The following is a 21,697-nucleotide window of genomic DNA, read 5'->3' as shown; positions in this document are numbered from 1 at the left end:
AGCTGAGCAGACGGCACGTGCACCGCAGTCAGCGCGGCGTGCCTTCCCCCTGCGTTTACTTTGGCGACTTGCCTGCACCCTCGGCGTTCGGCTTGGCCTTTTTGCTGCCCAGTCGCGACTCCTTGCCTTCGATCAGGCGCTGGATGTTCTCCTTGTGGCGCCAAGCCAGCAACATGGCCATCACGATGATGGAGCCCGCAATCGTGGCCTCGGCATACCACACCACCCCATCCACCAGCAGGTAATACACCGGCGCAAAGGCGGCAGCCACCAGCGAGGCCAGGGACGAGTAGCGGAAGAAAAAGGCGATGATGAGCCAGGTCGCAGCCGTGGCCAGCCCCAGCCAGACGCTGATGCCCAACAGCACGCCCAGCGCAGTGGCGACGCCCTTGCCCCCTTCAAATCGGAAGAACACAGGCCACAGGTGGCCCAGAAACGCCGCCAGCCCCACCATGGCGACCGTGCCATCGTCCAGCCCGTAGGGCTGACCAAACCACATCACCAACGCCACAGGCAGCCAGCCTTTCATGGCGTCCAACAGCAGTGTGACGATGGCTGCTGCCTTGGAGCCCGAGCGCAGCACGTTGGTGGCGCCGGGGTTCTTGCTGCCATAGGTGCGCGGGTCGCTCAGCCCCATCACACGCGTCACGATGACGGCGAACGACAGCGAGCCCAGCAAGTAGGCGGCCACAGCGGCAAGGATGGGATACACGGCGGTCAAAGTAACTCCTCAAAAATCGGGGGACGGCGGACGGTCTGCCGTGGCGGCCTATTCTGCCAGCGCACAGTGCACCGGTTTAGCACCCAGCAACTGCACGCACACCTGCGGATCGATCTGCACCAGAAAGCCCCGGCGCCCGCCATTAATGGCAATGCGCGGCAGCGCCAGGATGGTTTCTTCGATGTACACCGGCATGGCGCGCCGCGTGCCAAAGGGCGACGTGCCACCCACCAGGTAGCCGCTGTGGCGGTTGGCGACCTCCGGCGCGCACGGCTCGACCGACTTGGCGCCGATCTGGCGCGCGAGGTTTTTGGTGGAGACCTTGCGATTGCCATGCATCAGCACCAGCAAGGGCTTGGCATCCTGGTCCTGCATGACCAGGGTCTTGACCACCGTGAAGGGGTCGAGGCCTAGCACCTCGGCGCTGTGCATGGCGCCGCCGTGCTCCAGGTATTCGTAGGGGTGCTCAGTGAATGCCACCTTGTTCGCCTTGAGCAACTGGGTGGCTTGGGTCTCGGAGACGTGTTCTTTCTTGGCCATGGTGCGATCCGGGTAGGGAACGAATGGTATCCAGTTGCGCGCCCCCACTGCGAACGGCAGGCAGCCCGAATCAAGGCACCTCGATCACCCGCGCTGCTGTCGTCTTGCGCCGCCCCACCTTGCGCTTGCCGTACTGCTCAATGGCAGCCACCAGCGCCTGCGTGAACTGCTGCACCAGCGCCGACGGTGCCCGCCCTTCCACGGCCAGCACCTGCAAGCGTCGCTGCTGCAGTTGCACCTCGTCAAACGGCCGGGCCGCCAGCAGGCCCGCCTCCACCCAGCGCGCCGCCGTGAGGTAGCTGGCCAGCACCACGTCCTGCCCGCTCAGCAGCGGCAGCAGCGCCGATGAAAAATTGCTCTCCACCGCCGGCACATACCGCAGGCCCTGCACTGCACAGCTCAGGTCAAACAGCTGCCGCCCGGTCGTGTTGCCCGCACCCAGCAGCAGCGGATAGCGCACCACATCGGCCACGCTCACGCTGCGCCGGCGGGCCAGCGGGTGCTGCGCGGGCATGATGGCGTAGATCGGGGCAATGGCCGAATGCAGCACCTGCAAACCTTTCTCGGGCGCCACGCTGTACTTCAGCGCCAGATCAACGTCTCCGCGCTGCACCAGGGCCGACACTTCCTGCGGCACGTCCACCAGCAACTGCAGCTGCACCTGTGGGTGCGTCTGCCGGAACACCGACATCACCAGCGGCATGAAGCTCGCGGCAAAGCCTTCGGTGCAGGCCACCCGCACACGCAAAGCCTGCTGGGCCGACAGCCCTTGCAGTTGCTCGACCAATTCTGTGGCCTGCGCATCGTGTGCGGTGGCATGAGCCAGCAGCCGGGTGCCCGCTTCAGTCAGCGCCATGCCACGTGCTTGGCGTTCGAACAGCGTCACACCCAGGCTGTCTTCCAGCTTGCCCAACTGGCGGCTCACCGCCGATGCGGCCACGTACAGGCGCTGCGCCGCCTGATTGACAGAGCCGGTGCGCGCCACCTCCAGAAAGTAACGCAAGGGCAGGCTGAGCAGTGAAATGGGCATCGTGTACCTACTAACCAAAAGGCAACGCTCAGTTGCCAAATCTCTATCCAGAGCAATGGTAAACCGGCTCCCATCTTGCATGGTTTAAGGCTCCAATTCACCCATGGCTGTGGGTATCAGCGCGATCGCCTTTGCGGCAGTGCTACCACCACCCCACGCATCAACCTCTGGAGCCTGCATGAATAGCCTTGTCCGAGTCTCTTTGCTGTCCGCCGTCCTGGCCACCTTCGCCAGCGCCAGCACCCTGTCCCTTGCCCAGACGGCTGCGCCCTCGGAGGCGTGGCCCCAGCGCACTGTGCGCCTGGTCGCGCCCTTCCCACCCGGGGGCGGCACCGATGCCGTAGCCCGCGCGCTGGGCCAAAAGCTGTCCACACGCCTGGGCAAGCCCGTGGTCATCGACAACAAGCCCGGCGCCTCCACCATCATCGGCACCGACAGCGTGGTCAAGGCCGAGCCCGACGGCTATACCCTGCTGGTGTCGGGCTCCACCAGCTACACCGTGAACGCTGCGCTGCGGCCCAAGCTGCCGTACGACCCGCTCAAGGACCTGGCGCCTGTGGCCATCGTTGCCCGCGCACCGCTGGTGATCGTGGTCAGCGCCAGCTCGCCCCACAAGGACTTCGCCGCCCTGCTGGCCGCCGCAAAGGCCGCGCCCAAAACTATCAACTACGCCACTTTCGGCTCCGGTTCGGCCCCCCACCTGGTCGGCGCACTGTTGGAGCAGGCCGCTGGCGTGCGTCTGCAGGACGTGCCCTACCGGGGCAGCGCACAGGCCATGATGGGGTTGATCGGCGGTGAGATCCAGATGGCCATCGACACCGTGGCCAGTGCCGCACCGCATGTGCGCTCAGGCAAGCTGCGCGCACTGGCCATTGCAGGCAACGAGCGCGCCCGCGCCCTGCCCTCGATTCCTACTGTGCGGGAACTGAAGCTGCCAGACGCAGCCTTTGACGGCTGGTACGCCGTGGCAGCCCCGGCGCGCACGCCCGCGCCCATCGTGGACAAACTGGTGAAAGAAGTCGAGGCCGCCATGCGCGACGTCCAGCTGCAGGACCAGATCCGTGCCCAAGGCATGGAGCCCGTGTTCGTGGGCCCCAAGGCCATGCACGCCGCCATGGAAGACGAGATCGGGCGCTACCGCGCGCTGGCCCACCGTGCACAGATCGTGGTGGAGTGACCCCAGCAAGGAGAAAACGATGAACCGAGAGCAACTGATCAACAACGTCCACCACTACTTCGATGACGGCCGCTTTGCCGATGACCTGCGCCGACGCGTGGCCTGGCGCACCGAAAGCGACACCGGGCAAGTCCCCCCCACGCTGCGCACCTACCTGACCGACGAAATCGTGCCTTGGCTGGAGCCGCTGGGCTTTGACTGCCAGGTGCTCGACAACCCCGATCCCAAGGGTGGCCCGCTGTTGCTGGCCCGCAGGGTAGAAGACCCCGCCTTGCCCACCGTGATGACCTATGGCCACGGCGACGTGATCAACGGCCAGGACAGCCAATGGCGCGAAGGTCTTTCGCCCTGGGAGCTGACCATTGAAGGTGACCGCTGGTATGGCCGTGGCACCGCCGACAACAAGGGCCAACACACCGTCAGCCTTGCTGCGCTGGCGCACACGCTGGAGGCACGCCAAGGCCGTCTGGGCTACAACGTAACGCTGCTCATGGAGATGGGCGAAGAAGCCGGTTCACCCGGCCTGGCCGCATTCTGCGAACAGCACAGGGATGCGCTGAAAGCCGACCTCTTCGTGGCCAGCGACGGCCCCCGGGTGAACGCGGCGCGCCCCACGCTCTTTCTGGGTTCGCGCGGTGCCATCAACTTTTCGCTCGCGGTGCGCAGCCGCGACAAGGCCTACCACTCGGGCAACTGGGGCGGCGTGCTGGCCAACCCGGCCACCGTGCTCACGCACGCGCTGGCCACGTTGGTGGACGCCCAGGGCCGCATTCTGGTCGACGGCTTGCTACCGCCTGCCGTGCCCGACAAGCTGCGCACGGCACTGAAAGACGTGGTGATCGGCGCAGGTGCCGATGACCCTGCGCTCACGCCCGGATGGGGCGAACCCGGCCTCACGCCCGCCGAACAACTGGTGGGCTGGAACACTCTGGAAGTGCTGGCTCTGGGTGCGGGCAACGCCCAGCGCCCGATCAATGCCATCCCTTCCCAAGCGGTGGCCCATTGCCAGCTGCGCTTTGTAGTGGGCACCGACTGGAAGAACGTGCAAGCCACGCTGCGCGCGCATTTGGACGCGCATGGTTTCAGCCAGGTGGAAATCACCATGGGCATGGTGTGCGGCGCCACCCGGCTCGACCTGCACAACCCCTGGGTGGGCTGGACGCTGGCGTCGCTGCAAGCCAGCGCGGGGCAGCCTGCCACCTTGCTGCCCAACCTGGCGGGCTCTCTGCCCAACGATATCTTTGCGGACCAGCTGGGCCTGCCCACCCTTTGGGTGCCCCACTCGTACCCGGCGTGCGCGCAACATGCGCCCAACGAGCACCTGCTGGCACCTGTGGCCCGCGAAGGGCTGGCCGTCATGGCAGGGTTGTTTTGGGACCTGGGTGAGGCGCAGGGCACACCGTGGAAGGAAGGACGTATCACCACCGCTGCGTAGACACCAGACGTACTGACCGACGTAAAAAAAGGGGCGATTCAGCCCCTTTTTGCTATCTGTGCACAGTGATCACAATGCCGGGTCGCGCAGCTCCCAGCGGATGGCGTCGATCTCCTTCAACACCTCTGGCGACAGCGTGGTTCCCCAGGCATTCAGGTCTTCATCCAACTGCGCCACCGACGTCACGCCGATGATGGTGCTGGCCACCTGCCACTTGGTGTAGCAGAACGCCAGCGCCATTTGCGTAGGCGTCATGCCATTGGCACGGGCCAGGGCGTTGTAGCGGCGCGATGCCGTGAGCGCCTCGGGGCGGCCCCAGCGCTGCTTGCGCACGGATTCATACGTGGCAATGCGTGCGCCCTGGGGTGCCGATGGGCCGGTGATGCCGCTCTCGTCGTACTTGCCCGTCAGCAGGCCAAAACCCAGCGGTGAGTAGGCGAGCAGCGACACGTTCAGCCGGTGGCAGGTTTCGTCCAGGCCGTTTTCCCAGGTGCGGTTGATCAGGCAATACGGGTTTTGCACCGTAGCCACGCGCGGCAGGCCGTGCTGCTCGGCCAGGCGCACGAATTCGTGCACACCATAGGGCGTCTCGTTCGACAGGCCGATGTACCGCACCTTGCCCGCCTTCACCAGCCCCGACAAAGCTTCGAGCTGCTCGCGAATGGGGGTGGTGGAGGTTTCCTTGGAAGGGTCGTAGTACAGGTTGCCAAAGGCAGGCACGTGGCGCTCGGGCCAGTGGATCTGGTAGAGGTCGATCACATCGGTCTGTAGGCGGCGCAGGCTGCCCTCGCACGAAGCAACGATATCGGCCGCAGCCATGCCCTTGCCCTCGCGCACCCAGGGCATGCCGCGCGAAGGGCCCGCCACCTTGGTGGCCACCACCAGTTTCTGGCGCGCACCGGGGTTCTTGGCGAACCAGTTGCCGATGATGGTTTCGGTAGCGCCAAAGGTCTCAGCCTTGGCTGGCACCGAATACATCTCGGCCGTGTCGATGAAGTTCACCCCCCTTGCCAGCGAGCGGCTGAGGATGTCGTGGGAATCAGATTCGTTGACCTGTTCACCAAAGGTCATGGTGCCCAGGCAGATGGGGGTGACGTGCAGGTCGCTCTGACCGAGTTGGATATTGTTCATGCGGACTCCGTTGGCAAGCCGCGCAGTTTACGGGTTGCCAGCAAAGTCTGCAGGCCTGGGCTTGCACACCCGCCTCACAGGGTTTGCTGCACGCGCCATGCGGCAAACCCTGCGGTGTTTTTCTACCGTTCCATCAGCCCGTTCGACGGCAGCGTTTCATCCAGCAGTTTGCGCGCTGTCTCCACCCCTGCCACGGGCAGGCCGTTGGGATCGAGCAACCCCACCTGCACAAGCACACTGGCCTGGTCCCAGTAGATATGCTCGTGGTAGAGCTTGTCGCCGCGAAACTTGACCACCGCCAGCAGCGGTATTTCTACACGCCGCCCCGTGGGCGCGACGCCGGGCAGCATCCAGGGGATCTCGGTGGTATGGGTAAAACAAAACAGCATTTCATCCACCACCTGCGTGGCGCCCACCGTGCGCGAGATGGGGGTCAGACTGGTATCCGGTGGGTTGCTGTTGACAAAGTGACGGGTGTAGAAGTCGTGCAGATGCCGGTAGCCCACACCGCCCGTCATGGTGGGGATGTGGTTCACATAGGGCTCCGCCACCATGGTGGACATGGTGGCGTCCACATCGCGCGTGGCGAACTCATATTCGCAGTGTTTGTCCCACAAAGCCGAGAGGTCGTAGTGTGGCCCCATTGCGCGTCGCAAGGCAGCCACGCTGCGCTGGTGTGCCATCAGGGCCGACGGCTTGTGGAAGTGGTCGCCACCCACGCGTGCAAACGCATGGTCGGTGCCGGGGTAGATGTACAGCTCCACATTCTCGCGGCCAGAAAGGGCCTGCACGATGGCCTCGCGCGCGGGCGGAGGGCAAAAACCGTCAAGCTCAGCGATGTGCAGCACCAGGCGGCACTGGATATCAGCGGCTTCAGCCAGCGCAGCTTCTATGCCGACGCCGTAGTAGCCCACCGCCACGTCGGCATCGGTACGGCAGGCCGCCAGGTAGGCCAGCTTGCCGCCCAGGCAGAAGCCCAGCACACCCACCTTGCCGCCCTGCGTGCGGACCTCGGGGCGCGCACGCAGCGCCGAGATGGCTGTCTGCAGGTCCTGCACGCCCTTGGCTTCGTCAAAGCCCTGGTAGAGCGCAAATGCGCGCGGCATATCCTTCGCTGCATCGAGTTCCACCGCCGGCTCCTGGCGCCAGAAAAGATCGGGTACCTGCACCACATACCCTTCCTCTGCGTAGTAGTCGGCGACGTCACGCATGGTGCCGTTCACTCCAAAAATTTCCTGTGCAAGCACCAGCCCTGGTCCGCCGCCACTGGCGGGTGTGGCGAGGTAAGCGCGAAAGCTGCCGCTGCCGTCTGCGGCTTCGAGGGTGATCCATTGTCCTGGCATGTTCGGGATCCTTGTAGAGGGTATTAGTGGTTTCAGGAGGGTTCAGGAAGCCGCAGCCCCCGAGGTGGCTTGGGGCGCTGCCACAGCCACGGTGGCATTCGCATGCCGCGCCAGCAGTTGCCGGGTGACCACCGCATAGTCCGACGGATCCACAGGCCCCAGCCACTGCTTGAAGCGGGTGAGCACACCAAGCGGCAGCCCCATGTCCTGCAGCAGTTCGTCAATGTTGTGCACCGAGAACGGGATGATGTTGGTGCCTTTGGAATGCTTGCCGTCGGTGCGCTCCTCCATCCAGGCCAGGCGCCGGTCGATCTGCGCGTTCATCTGGTCCGGCGGCGGCAGCTGCAGCCCACCGCGCAGGTGGTTGGCCAGCCACAACGCACCGATCTCGCAGTTGAGCTGGCTGAAGAACGAGGAGTTGTAGCCGTTGAACGCCAGGCGCGGCATGGCCACAGGCAGGATGGACCGGTACAGCCGGAAATTGCCGCGCGCATCGGTCACACGCTGCAGCACACTCCTGTCGAAGAACGGCACCTGCTGGTGCCAGCCCGTGCCGCAGACCACGATATCGGCAGGCACCGTTTCACCGTTGCTCAGCACGGCCTGTCCGGGCTTCAGGGTCTGGATGCTCACGCCTTTGCGCACGCCCAATTCGCCAGCGGCCACCTTCTCGTAGAAGCCGTCGGTCACCAGGCTCACGGTGCTGCGGGCAATGGTTTCGAGCGGCGTGCCCGGGTGCAGGCCGATCTCGCGGAGCTTGAGTTGGCGCGTGACCACCGATTCCACGCTGCCCAGCATGGAGTTGCGCACCGGCAGGCCCGGTCCGTGCAGGAATTTCTCGAAGCCCTTGGGCTCGATGTACTTGAACAGCGCCTCGCCCATGCGCGTGAGCAGCAGGAACTTGAAGTTCAGCACGTTCATGAACTTCTTCGGAATCTTCCAGATAAGGTGGCGCGCCAGTACCGTGGTGCTGGCACTGTCGGCCGCGATGGCATTGGCCACGTCGCACGACGACTTGCCGTAGCCCACCACCAGCACATGCTTGCCGCGCGCCTCGCCCGCATCGTTGAACTGGCTGGTATGGCACACACGCCCGCCTGCGGCCACGAAGGCATCCGCCCCCGGGTACTGCGGCACTGCAGGCTCGCTGAAGATGCCGTTGCACACCACCAGGTAATCAAAGCGATACACCTCGGCCGGCAAGGCGCCGCCCTGCCCCGTAGCTGCGCGGCGCGCCTGCACGGTCCACACACCGGCGTCTTCATCGAGCACCGCGCTCTCCACCGTGGTGGACATGCGCAGGAATGGCACCAGTCCGAAATGCTCGGCATATGACTGCAGGTAGGCCTGCACCTGCTGGCCCGAGGGCCACTCGGGGTAGCTGGCTGGCATCGGAAAGTCCGACAGCGCATAGGTGGTGCGCGGGTTCTGCGTGGTCAGGCCCGGGTAGCGGCGCGAGGCGGCCCACACGCCACCCACGTCAGGCTCCTTCTCGAACACCGTCACCTCAAAGCCAAAGGCGCGTAGCACCTTGGCGGTGGAAAGGCCGGCGAAACCGGCACCGATGATGCCTACAGATCGGATGGTCATGGCTGCTCCTTCACGACATGAGTTTGGGGATGGCCGGCTCGTACGACTCGGGCCCCATGGCCGAGTAGCCGCCGTCGCAGGCATAGTCGGCGCCGGTCACGAAGCTGGCCAGGTCCGAGCACAGGAAGAGCACCACGTTGGCCACCTCGGCCGGGTCGCCCACGCGGCGCAGCAGGTGGAAGGGCGCGGCCACACGGTCGGTTTTGGCGCGGTCGCCCCCGGTGAGCTGGTCCATGATGGCTGACCAGGTCCAGCCGGGTGAGACGCTGTTCACGCGCACACCCTCGCCCGCCAAGTCCATGGCCATGCTGCGCGTGAGCTGCACCATGGCCGCCTTGCCCACCGGGTAAAGCCAGCGCCCGGTCTGCGCCACACCCGAGGAGATGCTGGTGAAGTTGACCACCGCCCCACCGCCCGCGCGCTGGAAATGCGGGCGCACGGCCTTGAGCACCATCACCGCGCTGACCAGGTTGACGTTGAGCGAGGCCAGCCAGTCCGCGCGCGTCGAGGCGATGCCGTCGTCCAGATAGGAACATGCCAGGTTCACCAGGTAGTTCACCCCGCCATGGCGCGCAGCGGCCAGAGCCACGCAGGCGGCCACCTGGGTGTCATCGGTGATGTCGGTGCGACTGAACAGCACCCCATCGCCCAACTCGTCCGCCAGGGCCTGTCCGGCCTCGGCATTGATGTCGGCCACCACCACCCGCACCCCAGCCTGGTGCAGTGCACGCACCACCCCGGCACCGATGAGGGTGGCGCCCCCGGTCACGATCGCGCTCTTGCCGCGCATGCCTTCAAATCCCTGGACCATGCTGACTCCTGTGCTGACTGAAACATGTTGCGGTGCAGCAGCGGTAACACGCCGTCACATCCGCCCCCATGCACCCGGTGCTAACGCTCTTGCGCAGCACCCGGGGCATGCACAAGAATAGAAAAGCAGCCCGCGCATCCACATCCCGAAAGCGCAGGGCGTATCCCACAAACGCATGTTTTCGCGCCCCTGCCGTGGCGTGTTTCGTGCTTGCCCAAGAACCAACATCCCACCGGCCAAACCGCATGCACACCGCCCAGCAGAACAGCACCGCGCACCCGCTACCGCTACCGCTGGAGCGCTATCGCCTGTTCGACAGCCACGACCTGGACGAGGCGCGCGAGTTCGTGGGCCGCGTGTTCTGCCCGCATGACTTGGCCACACTGCGCCCGGGCGCGCAGCTTGACGCCTGCCACCACAGCGTGCCCCTGCACCGCGACGCAAGCCTGAACTACGTGCAGTACGGGCCGGCGGTGCGCATTGAGCCTGGCCATTTGGGAGGCTTTTACCTGCTGCAGATTCCGCTGCGCGGTGGCGCCATGGTGCGGTGCGGCAGTCAGGCCGTGGAATCGCATGCGCTCATGGCCTCGCTGCCATCGCCCACTGAAGCGCTGTCGATGCGCTGGCACGACGACAGCCCACAATTCATCGTCAAGATAGACCGAGCGGCTATGCAATCACGCCTGTCTGCCCTGCTGCAGGCGCCCTTGCACCAGCCGCTGGTGTTTGACCTGGGGGTGGACCTGACCAACCCGGCGCTCTTGGGCATGACGAGCTTCATTGCCTACCTGCGCTCTGCGGTAGAAACCAATGCCATCCTGCTGGGACACCCGTTGCTGGCCGAGCAGGCCGAGAACCACCTGCTCACCAGCCTGCTGCTCAGCACGGGACACAACTACTCAGCGGCACTGGCCTCAGGTGCATTCAGTTCTGGCGCAGTGCCCACGGTGCTGCCGCGCGTGGTCAAGCGTGCGCAGGAGTACATGCACAGCCAGTTGGAACAACCCATCACCCTGGCCGATGTGTGCGCGCATGTGGGCGTCTGCGCCCGCTCGCTGCAGCAGACCTTTGCGCAATGCACGGGTAAGAGCCCCATGGCATTCCTTCGGGATTTGCGGCTTGATGCCGCCCGCACGGCACTGCAAAGCAAGTTTGCAGAACGTGCACCGCAGGTGTCGGATATCGCCGCGCGCTATGGTTTTTTTCACCTCGGCCACTTTGCAGAAGGCTACCGCCGGCGCTTCGGCGAGACGCCCTCAGAGACACGCCAGCGCCTGGGCCCACCGCACTGATCCCCGCTCACCCCGGCTGTGCCACGAAGGCATCTGCAAAGAACAGGGTGGACTGCATACCGGCCAGGGCCATAAAGTCGCGCCGCGCGGCATTCACCATGGCGGGCGCACCGCAGGCATACACCTCATGCTGCGACAAATCTGGATGGTCCTGCAACACGGCCTGATGTACCCAGCCCCTACGCCCCGTCCAACCATCGGCTTCGGGGGAGTCTGACAGCACCGGCACATAGGTCAGGCGTCCCTTCAAGGCCTGTTCCCATTCCTTGCAGAGGTCATGCAGATACAGGTCCTGCCGCGCGCGGCCGCCCCAGTACAGAGTGATTCGGCGTCCACTCCCCGCAGCAAGGAGCTGCTCCACCAATGCCTTGATAGGCGCAAAGCCTGTTCCGCTCGCCAGAAGAATGGCCGGGGCATCGGTGGCGGTGTGCATGCCGAAGGTACCAAACGGCCCCTCAATGCGCAGCACATCGCGCACCTTGAGTTTGCCGAACACCTGGTCCGTGAAAAGGCCGCCCGGCAGGTGGCGGATGTGCAGCTCCAGCAGGTCAACGCCCTCACGCGCCGGGGTGGCCAGCGAATAACTGCGACGCCGGTTGCCAGGCAGCAGCACATCCACATACTGGCCCGCCGCGTAGTGCAGGCGCTGGCCTGCGGGCGGTTGCAACTGCACGCGCACCACATCAGGTGCAAGACGCTCCATGGCAGCCACCCGCACCGGTAGCTTGCGCACATCGATACCCGGAATGTGGGGGATCTCGGCACACTCCAGCTGCAGGTCACCCGCTGCAGCCGAGCAGCACAAAAGGCGTTGGCCCTGGGCCAGGTCTTCAGCCGTCAGCGCGGAGGGTAAGGCCCTAGCAATATCCTGGACCGGCCCATGCAGCACCTGCGCCCTGCAGGCGCCGCAGCTGCCCGCTTTGCACTGGTGGGGCAAGCGGATGCCTGCGCGCGCTGCGGCGTCCAGCAGACTCTCGCCAAGCTGCGCCACAAACATCTTGCCGGCCGGCAGCAGCGTGACGCGGTGCTCCTGCGCACGGAGTTCAGCGTATGCCTGCGCAGATGGCGATTTCTGTAGATCCAAGTCCACATCACAGTCCAGCATGGTCGGCCCTTCAACCCTTACACCGTAAGGTAACGCGCCCACAGGCTGCGGTCTGCATTGAGCGCAGCAGAGTCGCCCTGCCACACCACCCGCCCGCGCTCCAAGATCACATGGCGGTCTGCCAGGTCCACCAGGCGGTGCACGTATTTGTCCACCACGAGAATGGTATGCCCAGCGGCCTTGAGCGTGGCCAGGCAGCGCCAGATCTCCTCGCGGATCACGGGCGCCAGGCCTTCGGTGGCTTCATCCAGGATGAGCAGGCGCGGGTTGGTGGACAGCGCTCGGCCAATGGCCAGCATCTGCTGCTCGCCCCCCGATAGCTGGTTGCCCAGATTGTTCTGCCGCTCCTTCAGGCGCGGAAACACGCCGTAGATGCGCTCCAAGTCCCACGCATCGCGCAGGCCATTGCGGTGGTCGGCAAAGGCCACCAGATGCTCGCGCACGGTGAGGTTGGGAAACACATGGCGCCCCTCGGGCACGATGGCCAGGCCCAGACGGGCGATGGCATCGGTCTTGAGCCTGCCGGTCGCCTCCCCCGCAAAGCGGATGCCACCGGCTGTAGGGCGCAGCGCACCGACCAGAGCCTTGATGGTGGTGCTTTTTCCCATGCCGTTGCGGCCGAGCAGCGAAACCACTTCGCCTGCCGCGATCTGAAGGTCAATACCAAACAACACCTGGCTCACGCCATAGCCGGCCTCCAGGGCCTGGCAACTCAACAGGGGCTCTGGCGCGCTCATGCGATGGTCTCCAGCGTTTCGGTGCCCAGGTACACAGCCTGCACCTCGGGATGGTTGCGGATCTCGTCGGGCGTGCCACCGGTGAGCACGCGGCCATACACCAGCACCGAGATGCGGTCGGCGAGGCGAAACACGGCCTCCATGTCATGCTCGATGAGCAGCACCGCCATGTCCTTGCGCAGAGCCTCGATGAGCTGCACCATCTGTTGCGTTTCATCTGGCCCCATGCCCGCCATGGGCTCATCCAGCAGCAGCAGCTTGGGGCCCGCAGCCAGTGCCAGCGCCACATCCAGCGTGCGCTGTGCGCCATGCGGCAAGGCCCCCGCCGTCTCGGCAAGGCTGTGCTGCAGCCCTACGCGCTCTGCCAGTTGGTCTGCCTTGGCGTACAGCTCAGCGGCTTGCGAACGTGGCTGCAGAAAACGAAAACTGGAGCCACTGTGCGCTTGCACGGCCAGAAGCAGGTTGTCACGCACAGTCTGCGCAGGGAAGATGCGCGTCACCTGGAAGCAACGCGACAGCCCGTGGGCCACACGGCCGTGCATGGGCAGCGGAGTGATGTCCACGCCGTCGAGCAGCACACGCCCTGCATCGGGCTGCAGCAGGCCCGATATCTGGTTGACCAGCGTGGTCTTGCCAGCGCCGTTGGGGCCAATCAGCGCATGGATCTCCCCCCGCTCCACCGACAGGCTCACATGGTCGGTGGCCAGCAGGCCTCCAAAGCGCTTGACCAGGCCTTCGACTTGAAAAAGGCTCATCGGGCACTCCTTGCGCGCCGGTCTGCCAGCGCAGCCAGGCCCTGGGGCGCATACAGAGCGGTGACGATCAACAGCGCCCCCAACGGCATGTGCCAGTAGTCGGTATTGAGCTTGAGCACCTCTTCGAGCGTGAGCCAGACCGCAGCCCCCACCGGCCCGCCCCAACGTCGGCCCAGGCCACCAATCACCACCATCACAATGAGCGTGGCCGATTGCGTCCAGTGCATCATCGACGGGCTCACGAAGCTGTTGCCAGTGGCCAGCAGCGCACCGGCCAAGCCCGCCACGGCGCCCGCCAGCCCAAACGCAGTCAGCTGCAGCAGATACACCGGGTAACCCAGCGCGCGCATGCGGGTCTCGTTGTCGCGGATGCCCGTGAGCGCTGCGCCAAAACGCGAGGCCGTGGCCCGGTCAAGCCACCACAGCACCAAAGCCACCAACGCCAGCACCACCCAATACAGCGTGGACTCATCGGCACCATTGAGCCCCAGGCCCAGCAGCGGCCGCATGGGCAGGGTGTAGCCGTCGTCGCCGCCATAACTGCGCAGTGACACAAACACGAAATACAGCATCTGCGCAAAAGCCAGCGTGATCATGATGAAGTACACGCCCCTGGTGCGCAGCGATACAGCGCCAATCAGCAACGCCGCCAATGCTGCCAATGCCATGGCTGCAGCCCACACAACCCAGGCCGATGTCACGCCCGCATCCGAGAGCATGACCACCGCATAGGCCCCCACGCCCACGAACCCGGCATGACCCAAGGCCACCATGCCACCAAAGCCCATGATGAAGTTCAGGCTGGCGGCAGCCAGGGCCACCACCAACACGCGGCGCACAAAACCGATGTAGAAATCCAGACCCAGGGCCGATGCCACCAGCGGGAACAGCGCCAGCGCCACCAGCAAGGCCAGCGGCAGCAGTGCGCCACGCCAGCGCGGCACATTCTCCTGCTGCAACGCGGAAGAAGTAAAACTCAGGGAAGAAGGCATATCAGGTTCCGTCGGTTCTATACGCCACCCGCAGCGCATGGAACTGGCGCGGCCAAGGCCAGTGCCCCCGCGCAAGAGCCGCCCCGCCGCAAAGGCGGCGTATCCAGAGCTTGCGCTGGGGGCGTCCCCCTCCCGACTCGCGCAGCGAGTCGAGAAAGGGGTGAAGGCGCGAAGCGACTCAGGGGGTGTTTCATTTCAGCCCTTGGCAGAAAACAGCCCCGCAGGGCGAAAAGACAGCACTGCGGCCATCAGCGCGTACATGGCCACTTCGGCGCACAGCGGCCCCAGGTCGGCAGCCACGGCGGGCGGCAAGGTAGCGCGCAGCAGCAGCGGCAGGAAGGCTCGGCCAATGGTGTCCACCAGGCCCACCAGCAGCGCGGCCACAAAGGCGCCCCGCACCGAGCCAATGCCGCCGATGACAATGACCACCAGCGCAGGAATCAAAATGGACTCACCCATGCCCACCTGCACGGCCATGATGGGTCCCATCAGCGCACCAGCCAGTGCGGCCAGTGCAGCACCCAGCAGAAAGATGCCACTGAACACGCGCTTGACGCGCACGCCCATCAGCACGGCCATCCACCGGTCGGATGCCCCCGCCCGCACCAGCATGCCCACGCGGCTGTGGTTGACCAGTAGGTACAAAAGCCCTGCCACCAACACCCCTGCGCCCAGCACCACCAGGCGGTACGAGGGGTAAGGCAGCCCGGCAAACAGCTCCACCGGCCCCGCCAGGGCTGCGGGCGTGGGGGCCATGATGGGGGACGGGCCCCACACCATCTTTACGGCATCGTCGGCCACCAAAATCACACCGAACGTGGCCAGCACCTGGGCCAGGTGGTCACGCCCATACAGGCGGCGCATCAGCGTCACCTCCAGCAGCACCGCCACCAGCATCGTGGCCGCTATGGCCACCAGCACGGCGCCTGCCAGCGAGCCGCTTTGCACATGCACGGTGGCCGCCACATAGGCCCCCACCATGAACAGCGAGCCATGCGACAGGTTCATCACGTCCATGATGCCGAAGACCAGCGTGAGGCCCGCAGCGATGAGGAACAGCATGAGCCCATAGCCCGCGCCGTTGAGCAACTGCTCGAAGACAAGTATCGGATTCATGGTGCGCAAGGGCCTGTTCAAGTGGGCTGCCAACGATCACTTCAATGGGCACTGGCTGGCATAGGCATCGCCGTAGTTCTCCAGCACCGTCTTGATGGTCTTGTTGGTCACACGGCCTTCAGCGTTCTTGCCGATGGTGCGCAGGTAGAAGTTCTGCACCGGGAAGTGGTTGTTGGCGTATCGGAACGTGCCACGCACCGAGGGAAACTGCGCCTTGGCAAAGGCCTTGATAAGAGCCTCCTTGTCGCTCACCTTGCCGCCCACGGCCTTCACAGCGGCGTCCATGGCGGCAATCACGTCATAAGCCTGGGCTGCGTAGATGGACGGATAGCGGCCGCCGTACTCCTTGCGGAAAGCCGACACAAAGGCCTTGTTGGGCGCGTTGTCCATGTCATGCGCCCAGTGTGTGGTGTTGAACAGGCCCAACATCGGTTCGCCCACCGCGCCGATGATGTCTTCGTCGGCCGAAAAACCGCTGGTGACCAGCGTGATGTCCTTGGACAGGCCTGCGCCCACAAACTGCTTGATGAAGTTGATGCCCATGGCACCTGGCAAAAAGAAATACACCGCATCAGGCTTGGCCGCGCGCAGCTGGGCAAGCTCGGTGGCGTAGTCGATCTGCCCGACCTTGGTGTAGATCTCGTCGGCCACCTGGCCCTTGTACTTGCGCTTGAAGCCGGTGATGCCGTCCTTGCCCGCCGGGTAGTTGGGCGCCATCACCACCATGCGGCCAAATTTCTGATCGGCAGCAAACTGCCCAGCTGCCTCGTGGAACTGGTCATTCTGGTAGGCCGTGCCGAAGAAATACGCGTTGCACTGGGCGCCTGCGAGCTGGCTGGGACCGGCGTTGTTCGAGAGGTAAGGCACCTTGGCCGCGAACAGCGAAGGCGCCACCGCCAGCGCCACGTTCGACGCGATGGGGCCGGTGAAAAGGTCGATCTTCTCGCGTTGCACAAAGCGGTCCACCAGCTGCTTGGCCTGGTCGGGGCTGCCGGCCATGTCGGTTTGCACAAACTCGACCGGTTGGCCGCCCAGCTTGCCCCCGAGCTGCTTGATCGCCAGGGCAAAGCCGTCACGCGCCTCGGCACCGGGGCCTGCAAATGGGCCCGAGATATCAAGCGCCATGCCGACCTTGATGGGGCCGGACTGCGCAATCGCAGATACGCAGCTGCAGGCCCCCAGGGCCACCAGAGCCGTCAGGCGTGCCACAACGTGCACGCGAGAGGATGAGCGAAATGTGAGAGCCATCTTCAGTCCTTGTCTAACAACGTTCAAAAGAAAATCGGTGTGCACTACACGCCCACCTCGACCCGCCCCGCCACCACGCGCACCGGGAACGTGCGCACCGCTTCGGTGACCGGTGCCTTGCAGGGAGCGCCCGTGCGGATGTCAAAGGTGCCCTGATGCAAGGGGCATTCCACACAGCCGTCTTCCACGTAGCCATCGGACAACTTGGCGGCACCGTGGGTGCACAGGTCGTATAGGGCGTACAAGCCCTCTCCTTCGCGGAACACCGCCACGGGCAGTCCGCCCACCACCACGGGCCAGACGGCGCCGTCCGGGAAGTCATCGGGTTCGCCCACGTCGTGCCAGGCGGCGCAGGTGTGCCCGGTGGTTTCAATGTCTGTGGTTGTTTGCATGGTGGATCTCAGATGGGGGTGGCCAACAAGGTGGGTACGCGCAAGGTGTCGTACACCACCCGCTTGCTGCGGTAGCGCCACTCGCCTTCGTGTTGCACCACCTCGTCGAGGTAGGTGCCCGCCTGGTACACGGTGGAATCCCCGGCCTGGCCGGTGATCACCACGATGTAGCTCGACTGCGTGCGCACCACGTCGTCCTCCACACTGGTGATGACCAGGCCCGACGTGGCGTGGCGATAGGCATGGTCCTCAAAGATGTTGGCGTGGCGCAGGGAGAGCACACGGTCGCGCAACATGCCGGCGTTGCGGCAGTACACGATGGGCGCAGGAAAGCCCGCATCGAAGTTCTCCTTGGGGATGATTTCGTAGCGGCAGTCCTCCACAAAAAAGCCAGGCCAGTCTTCCAGCCGGTTGGTGTCCAGCGCGCTCACATAGCGGTGCTGCAGCTCCAGCAGCTCGGTCCACAGTTGCAGTCGTTGTAGTTGTGGTGTCATCTCGGTGGTTCCTCAATAGCCCATCAGCTTCTGGTAGCCCACCCAGAAGCGGCGGATCAGGTTTTCGGTGATGACGGTGTCCTGCTGCTCTGGCGCCTCGCGCGCCATGGCGATGTAGGAGTGCTTGTCGCCATCGCGCACCGTGCCCCGCTGCACCAGCTCGGTGGCCTCGGTGTCTTCCATCGAGATATAGCCCGCAGGCCCCACCAGGTTGGCCTGCAGCAGGCGCAGCTCGCGCATCTCGGGCGTGTCGTCCTCGTAGCCAAAAAAGTGAAACACCAGCTCGAAGTTGCTGGGCCCCTTGGGCAGCAACTGGCGCGCCACCAGCGTGTTGTGGATTTGCTGCACCACCAGCTGCGGAAAGATGGGCTGGATGTGGTTGGTGGTCATCTCATCGAACTCCTTGATCTGCCCCAGCAGCGTCGGGTCTTCGAGCGCAAAGCCTTCGTCCATCGAGCGGATGTTCTGCGCGCTGTAGGCCGCAGCGGTATCCGTCTCCACCTCAGGCTTGGTCACGGTGATGATGCTGTGCAGGCCGTGGTTCGCATCCGGGATGGAGCGCGCCTTCATCCCCACACGGAAGATGTTGAAGGTGGTGTGGAACAGGTGCAGCAGGCTGGCGTGGTACGGGTCCTTCACGTTCTCGAAGTACAGCTTCCAGTTCGACTTGGAGTACTGCCGCGTGCAGCCCAGGTAGACGATGGGCTTGTGGAAGATTCGGTCGATCCATGGGCGCATCTCGGCGCCCAGGTAGTCAGGCAGTGGTGGGGTTTCGCCGCTGAAGGTGGCAAACAGCACCCCCTTGTAGCTGTCCACGCGCAGCTTGTGCAGGTTGTGTTCTTCGGGCTTGAAGTCCTTGGGCATGCCCACCATGCCCTTTTGGCCCCGGCGAAACGGCACACCCTGCAGGTCGCCATTGGCCGCAAAGCTCCACTGGTGGTACACGCAGGTGTGGCTGGCGGCATTGCCGCGCTTTTCGCGGCACACCATGGCGCCACGGTGCGCGCAGCGGTTGACCCAGCACGAAAGGCCTTCAGGGGTGCGGGTGACCACCACGGGCGTATCGCCAATGAACGTGGATTTGAAGTCACCCACATTGGGGATCTCGGCCTCCAGGCCCAGAAAGCTCCACACGGGGCCACGGAAGATGCGCTCCTGCTCGCGGTCATAGACCTCTTGCGCGCTGAACACCCGGTACGGCACGTTGGAGCCATCAGGCTGCGGGAAAAACACCTGGCGCTGGGCCTTCAGCGAGGCGGGTGGTGCGACTTCAACAACCGGGATTTCAGACATGGGCAACACCTCTTGGATGGGGATACCTCCATGCTAAAAATCGAAGCACACTCGCGCTATCCAGTATCGGCACAGTGCGCGCAACGCCTGTCCGGTTCTTGCAAATCTGATGCGAGTTGTGCAACGCCGGAGCATGCGGCAGCCCCTGCGCCGCGCAGGCGACTGCAGCAGTCGTGGTGGCCAGTGAAACTACGCGCCAGCCGTCTGGCTCGGCAGCTCGCCGAAGCGCTCGCGGTAGTAGCTCGAAAAGCGGCCCAAGTGGCCAAAGCCAAATTCCAGCGCGGTATCTGTCACGCTGTGGCCCGGCTGCTCCAGCAGCCGCGCACGCACGGCGTCCAGTCGGCGGTTGCGCAACAGCACCATGGGGGACTCGCCATGGTGGCGCTGGCACAGCATGTTCAGCCCGCGCACGCTCACGCCAGCGGCACGCGCCAGGTCTTCCAGCGCCACGGGGGCGCTGAGGCAGCTGCGCATGTAGTCATCCAGCCGCTCCAGGCGGCGCAGGTCGCCTGCGGCAGCGGCACTGGAAGGCAGTTCGATCTGTGGCACCGTAGGCTGCATAGGTACCGGCATGCCCTGCGCACACGATGCAAGGAACAGCGCCACGTTGCTCTCCATGTGATCCACCCAGCGCACCTGGGCGGCGCTCTCCACCGTCTGCTGGCTCACGTGCAGCAGGGACTGCATCAGAAAATGCCACTGCTGCCCCTGCACCGAGGACAGCGCAACGATGGGGTGCACAAAACGGGTGTCGTTCTGCAGAGATTCGGGTGCCCAGGCCCTCAACAACTGGCACGGCACCTTGAGGATGAGCTGGCGCGCGCCCTGCTGCCAGCGCATGTGCAGGTCGCGGCGCGGCGCGATGAGCGCAGCGGCCCCCGCAGGCAGGCGGATCGGTACCCCATCCGACACCATCTCGGCCACGCCCGACAGCGACAGATGCACAAGGACAAAATCATCGAAAGGGCGCGGGCGGATTTCCACCTCTGCACCGTATTGCAGCATGAACATCTGCAACTGGCGGATGCGCACCTTGGACAACGCAGTGTCCACCGCACCACTGCACCATTTCAGGCCGTGGTCCGAAAACTCGCGGGCCACCAGATCATGGGAATCCACCCGCGCGTCCGAGGTGAACACCGGCCGCCGCTGCAGGGCGGACAGGTCCAGAGACAAGGCAGACGGGGACGCCATCGGATAAGACCTCTTCGTGGGAATAGGCGCAGCACATTCGACGATGCGCTGCTTGATATGCGTCAAAACAGCAATTTCCATACCCAAGGGGTCTTATCCGTCTTTTGTCCGTTGCAGGCCCTTTGCCTGGAGGGGCACATCCCATCGCGCTCCCTGGCTTTCGCTGCCTGCGCAGCCCTCACTACCTTGAGCCACCTAGGCGACAGGCCCCGCCCCACGGCTGGCTGGCACCCGACGTAACATTGCCGCCACACCGGATGCGTGCTTTGCAGCCACCTGCGCAGCCCCACCCCACACTGACCGCCCTGCCCTTCTCTCCATGTACCAAGCCCTCAAGCCCTCCCGCAGCAGCACGCTGCCATTGCGCCACCTCGATTACCACGTCCGCCACTGGGGCCCTGAGCAGAGCCATCTGCCCACGCTGGTGCTGGTGCACGGCTGGATGGACGTGAGCGCCTCCTACCAGTTCACGGTGGACGCGCTGCAGCAAGAGCGGCGCATCATCGCGCCCGACTGGCGCGGCTTCGGGCTCACGTCCAGCGCGCAGGCCGACCATTACTTTTTTGCCGACTACCTGGCCGACCTGGACCTGCTGCTGGACCACTACGCGCCCGGCGAGGCCATCGACCTCGTTGGCCACAGCATGGGCGGCAACGTGGCCATGATGTACGCCGGTGTGCGGCCCGAACGCGTGCGCAAGCTGGTCAACCTCGAAGGCTTCGGCTTGCCCGCCACGCGGCCCGCGCAGGCGCCCACGCGCTATGCGCAATGGATCGACGAAATCAAGCAGCTGCACCGGGGCAACAAGGACCTCAAGACCTACGACAGCGCCGATGGCGTGGCGCGCCGCCTCATGAAGACCAACCCGCGACTGTCGGAAGACAAGGCGCAATGGCTGGCCCAGCACTGGGCGCGACCCAACGCGCAGGGCCTGTGGGAGATCCTGGGCGACCCTGCGCACAAGATCACCAGCGCCCAGCTGTATCGCGTGGACGAAGCCCTGGCCATCTACGAGCGCATTACCGCTCCCGTGCTGGCCATAGAGGCCAGCGGCGACAGCCTGGGCCAGTGGTGGAACGGCCGGTACACGCTGGACGAATACCACCAGCGCCTGACCCATGTGCGCAACTGCCGCACCGCTGTCGTCGCAGACGCGGGCCACATGCTGCACCACGACCAGCCCGAGCAGGTGGCGCAGCTCATGGAGCAGTTCCTGAACGAAGCGTAGCCAGAATTTGATCCCAATTGGCCGCTAGCGCTTATCCAACAAGCGCTAGCAGCTATCATTTTTGAAATTTTGT

The 21,697-nt window shown here is 64.8% G+C and carries 21 protein-coding genes; 4 read left to right on the top strand and 17 right to left on the bottom strand.

The window, feature by feature from the left end:
- Nucleotides 1–55: 55 nt before the first annotated feature.
- The 3 genes from plsY to ACSQ22_RS00205 all read right to left on the bottom strand — a co-directional run bounded on the left by plsY (nt 56) and on the right by ACSQ22_RS00205 (nt 2,291).
- Nucleotides 56–721, bottom strand: coding sequence for a glycerol-3-phosphate 1-O-acyltransferase PlsY (gene plsY / locus ACSQ22_RS00215; RefSeq protein ID WP_436129061.1), 666 nt, complete (start codon nt 719–721; stop codon nt 56–58).
- Between the two features lie 48 nt (nt 722–769).
- Nucleotides 770–1,261, bottom strand: coding sequence for an aminoacyl-tRNA deacylase (locus ACSQ22_RS00210; protein WP_055402597.1), 492 nt, complete (start codon nt 1,259–1,261; stop codon nt 770–772).
- 70 nt (nt 1,262–1,331) lie between these two features.
- Nucleotides 1,332–2,291 (bottom strand): LysR family transcriptional regulator, encoded by a 960-nt coding sequence (locus ACSQ22_RS00205; RefSeq protein WP_436129060.1) that lies wholly within the window; start codon nt 2,289–2,291, stop codon nt 1,332–1,334.
- 178 nt (nt 2,292–2,469) lie between these two features.
- On the opposite strand from ACSQ22_RS00205, the gene ACSQ22_RS00200 reads away from it, so the two are divergent.
- Both ACSQ22_RS00200 and ACSQ22_RS00195 read left to right on the top strand, forming a co-directional pair.
- Nucleotides 2,470–3,468 (top strand): Bug family tripartite tricarboxylate transporter substrate binding protein, encoded by a 999-nt coding sequence (locus ACSQ22_RS00200; RefSeq protein WP_436129059.1) that lies wholly within the window; start codon nt 2,470–2,472, stop codon nt 3,466–3,468.
- Between the two features lie 19 nt (nt 3,469–3,487).
- Complete coding sequence (locus tag ACSQ22_RS00195) at nt 3,488–4,903, top strand: M20 family metallopeptidase (protein WP_436129058.1); 1,416 nt, start codon at nt 3,488–3,490, stop codon at nt 4,901–4,903.
- A 69-nt stretch (nt 4,904–4,972) separates the two neighbouring features.
- Here the strand turns inward: ACSQ22_RS00195 and ACSQ22_RS00190 are convergent, their stop codons facing one another.
- The 4 genes from ACSQ22_RS00190 to ACSQ22_RS00175 all read right to left on the bottom strand — a co-directional run bounded on the left by ACSQ22_RS00190 (nt 4,973) and on the right by ACSQ22_RS00175 (nt 9,778).
- Nucleotides 4,973–6,034: an aldo/keto reductase gene (locus tag ACSQ22_RS00190; RefSeq protein ID WP_436129057.1), complete on the bottom strand. Its 1,062-nt coding sequence runs from the start codon at nt 6,032–6,034 to the stop codon at nt 4,973–4,975.
- Nucleotides 6,035–6,156: 122 nt separating this feature from the next.
- A complete protein-coding gene (locus tag ACSQ22_RS00185) occupies nt 6,157–7,377 on the bottom strand; it encodes a dienelactone hydrolase family protein (RefSeq protein WP_436129056.1) in 1,221 nt (406 codons plus the stop codon).
- Nucleotides 7,378–7,419: 42 nt separating this feature from the next.
- Nucleotides 7,420–8,967 (bottom strand): flavin-containing monooxygenase, encoded by a 1,548-nt coding sequence (locus tag ACSQ22_RS00180; RefSeq protein ID WP_436129055.1) that lies wholly within the window; start codon nt 8,965–8,967, stop codon nt 7,420–7,422.
- Nucleotides 8,968–8,977: 10 nt separating this feature from the next.
- Nucleotides 8,978–9,778 (bottom strand): SDR family oxidoreductase, encoded by an 801-nt coding sequence (locus ACSQ22_RS00175; RefSeq protein WP_436129054.1) that lies wholly within the window; start codon nt 9,776–9,778, stop codon nt 8,978–8,980.
- Nucleotides 9,779–10,023: 245 nt separating this feature from the next.
- Between ACSQ22_RS00175 and ACSQ22_RS00170 the strand changes: the two genes are divergently transcribed.
- A complete protein-coding gene (locus ACSQ22_RS00170; RefSeq protein ID WP_436129053.1) occupies nt 10,024–11,070 on the top strand; it encodes an AraC family transcriptional regulator in 1,047 nt (348 codons plus the stop codon).
- A gap of 7 nt (nt 11,071–11,077) precedes the next feature.
- On the opposite strand, the gene ACSQ22_RS00165 is transcribed toward ACSQ22_RS00170, so the two are convergent.
- From ACSQ22_RS00165 to ACSQ22_RS00120, 10 genes are all read right to left on the bottom strand, one after another.
- Nucleotides 11,078–12,175, bottom strand: coding sequence for a CDP-6-deoxy-delta-3,4-glucoseen reductase (locus ACSQ22_RS00165; protein ID WP_436129052.1), 1,098 nt, complete (start codon nt 12,173–12,175; stop codon nt 11,078–11,080).
- A 17-nt stretch (nt 12,176–12,192) separates the two neighbouring features.
- Nucleotides 12,193–12,912, bottom strand: a complete 720-nt coding sequence (locus ACSQ22_RS00160; protein WP_436129051.1) for an ABC transporter ATP-binding protein — start codon at nt 12,910–12,912, stop codon at nt 12,193–12,195.
- A complete protein-coding gene (locus tag ACSQ22_RS00155; RefSeq protein ID WP_436129050.1) occupies nt 12,909–13,667 on the bottom strand; it encodes an ABC transporter ATP-binding protein in 759 nt (252 codons plus the stop codon). Before ACSQ22_RS00155 ends, ACSQ22_RS00160 begins: the two co-directional genes overlap by 4 nt.
- Nucleotides 13,664–14,659 (bottom strand): branched-chain amino acid ABC transporter permease, encoded by a 996-nt coding sequence (locus tag ACSQ22_RS00150; RefSeq protein ID WP_436129049.1) that lies wholly within the window; start codon nt 14,657–14,659, stop codon nt 13,664–13,666. The genes ACSQ22_RS00155 and ACSQ22_RS00150 overlap by 4 nt, the downstream gene beginning before the upstream one ends.
- A 195-nt stretch (nt 14,660–14,854) precedes the next feature.
- Entirely contained in the window at nt 14,855–15,775 is a 921-nt protein-coding gene (locus tag ACSQ22_RS00145) for a branched-chain amino acid ABC transporter permease (RefSeq protein ID WP_436129048.1), read from the bottom strand.
- Between the two features lie 36 nt (nt 15,776–15,811).
- Nucleotides 15,812–17,023 (bottom strand): ABC transporter substrate-binding protein, encoded by a 1,212-nt coding sequence (locus ACSQ22_RS00140; RefSeq protein ID WP_431149555.1) that lies wholly within the window; start codon nt 17,021–17,023, stop codon nt 15,812–15,814.
- Between the two features lie 44 nt (nt 17,024–17,067).
- Nucleotides 17,068–17,415, bottom strand: coding sequence for an anthranilate 1,2-dioxygenase ferredoxin subunit AndAb (gene andAb / locus ACSQ22_RS00135; RefSeq protein ID WP_055402625.1), 348 nt, complete (start codon nt 17,413–17,415; stop codon nt 17,068–17,070).
- A gap of 8 nt (nt 17,416–17,423) precedes the next feature.
- Nucleotides 17,424–17,909: an anthranilate 1,2-dioxygenase small subunit AndAd gene (andAd, locus tag ACSQ22_RS00130; protein WP_436129047.1), complete on the bottom strand. Its 486-nt coding sequence runs from the start codon at nt 17,907–17,909 to the stop codon at nt 17,424–17,426.
- A 12-nt stretch (nt 17,910–17,921) separates the two neighbouring features.
- Nucleotides 17,922–19,202, bottom strand: coding sequence for an anthranilate 1,2-dioxygenase large subunit AndAc (gene andAc / locus ACSQ22_RS00125; RefSeq protein WP_436129046.1), 1,281 nt, complete (start codon nt 19,200–19,202; stop codon nt 17,922–17,924).
- 189 nt (nt 19,203–19,391) lie between these two features.
- Nucleotides 19,392–20,396 (bottom strand): AraC family transcriptional regulator, encoded by a 1,005-nt coding sequence (locus ACSQ22_RS00120; RefSeq protein ID WP_436129045.1) that lies wholly within the window; start codon nt 20,394–20,396, stop codon nt 19,392–19,394.
- A 319-nt stretch (nt 20,397–20,715) separates the two neighbouring features.
- Here ACSQ22_RS00120 and ACSQ22_RS00115 point away from each other — a divergent pair, with 319 nt between their 5' ends.
- Nucleotides 20,716–21,624, top strand: coding sequence for an alpha/beta fold hydrolase (locus tag ACSQ22_RS00115; protein WP_436129044.1), 909 nt, complete (start codon nt 20,716–20,718; stop codon nt 21,622–21,624).
- Nucleotides 21,625–21,697: the final 73 nt, after the last annotated feature.

The organism is Acidovorax sp. LjRoot38, from assembly GCF_964252975.1.
Lineage (GTDB): Bacteria > Pseudomonadota > Gammaproteobacteria > Burkholderiales > Burkholderiaceae_C > Acidovorax > Acidovorax facilis.
Note: the sequence above shows the minus strand (reverse complement) of the source record. Positions and strands in the feature narration are given on the sequence as shown.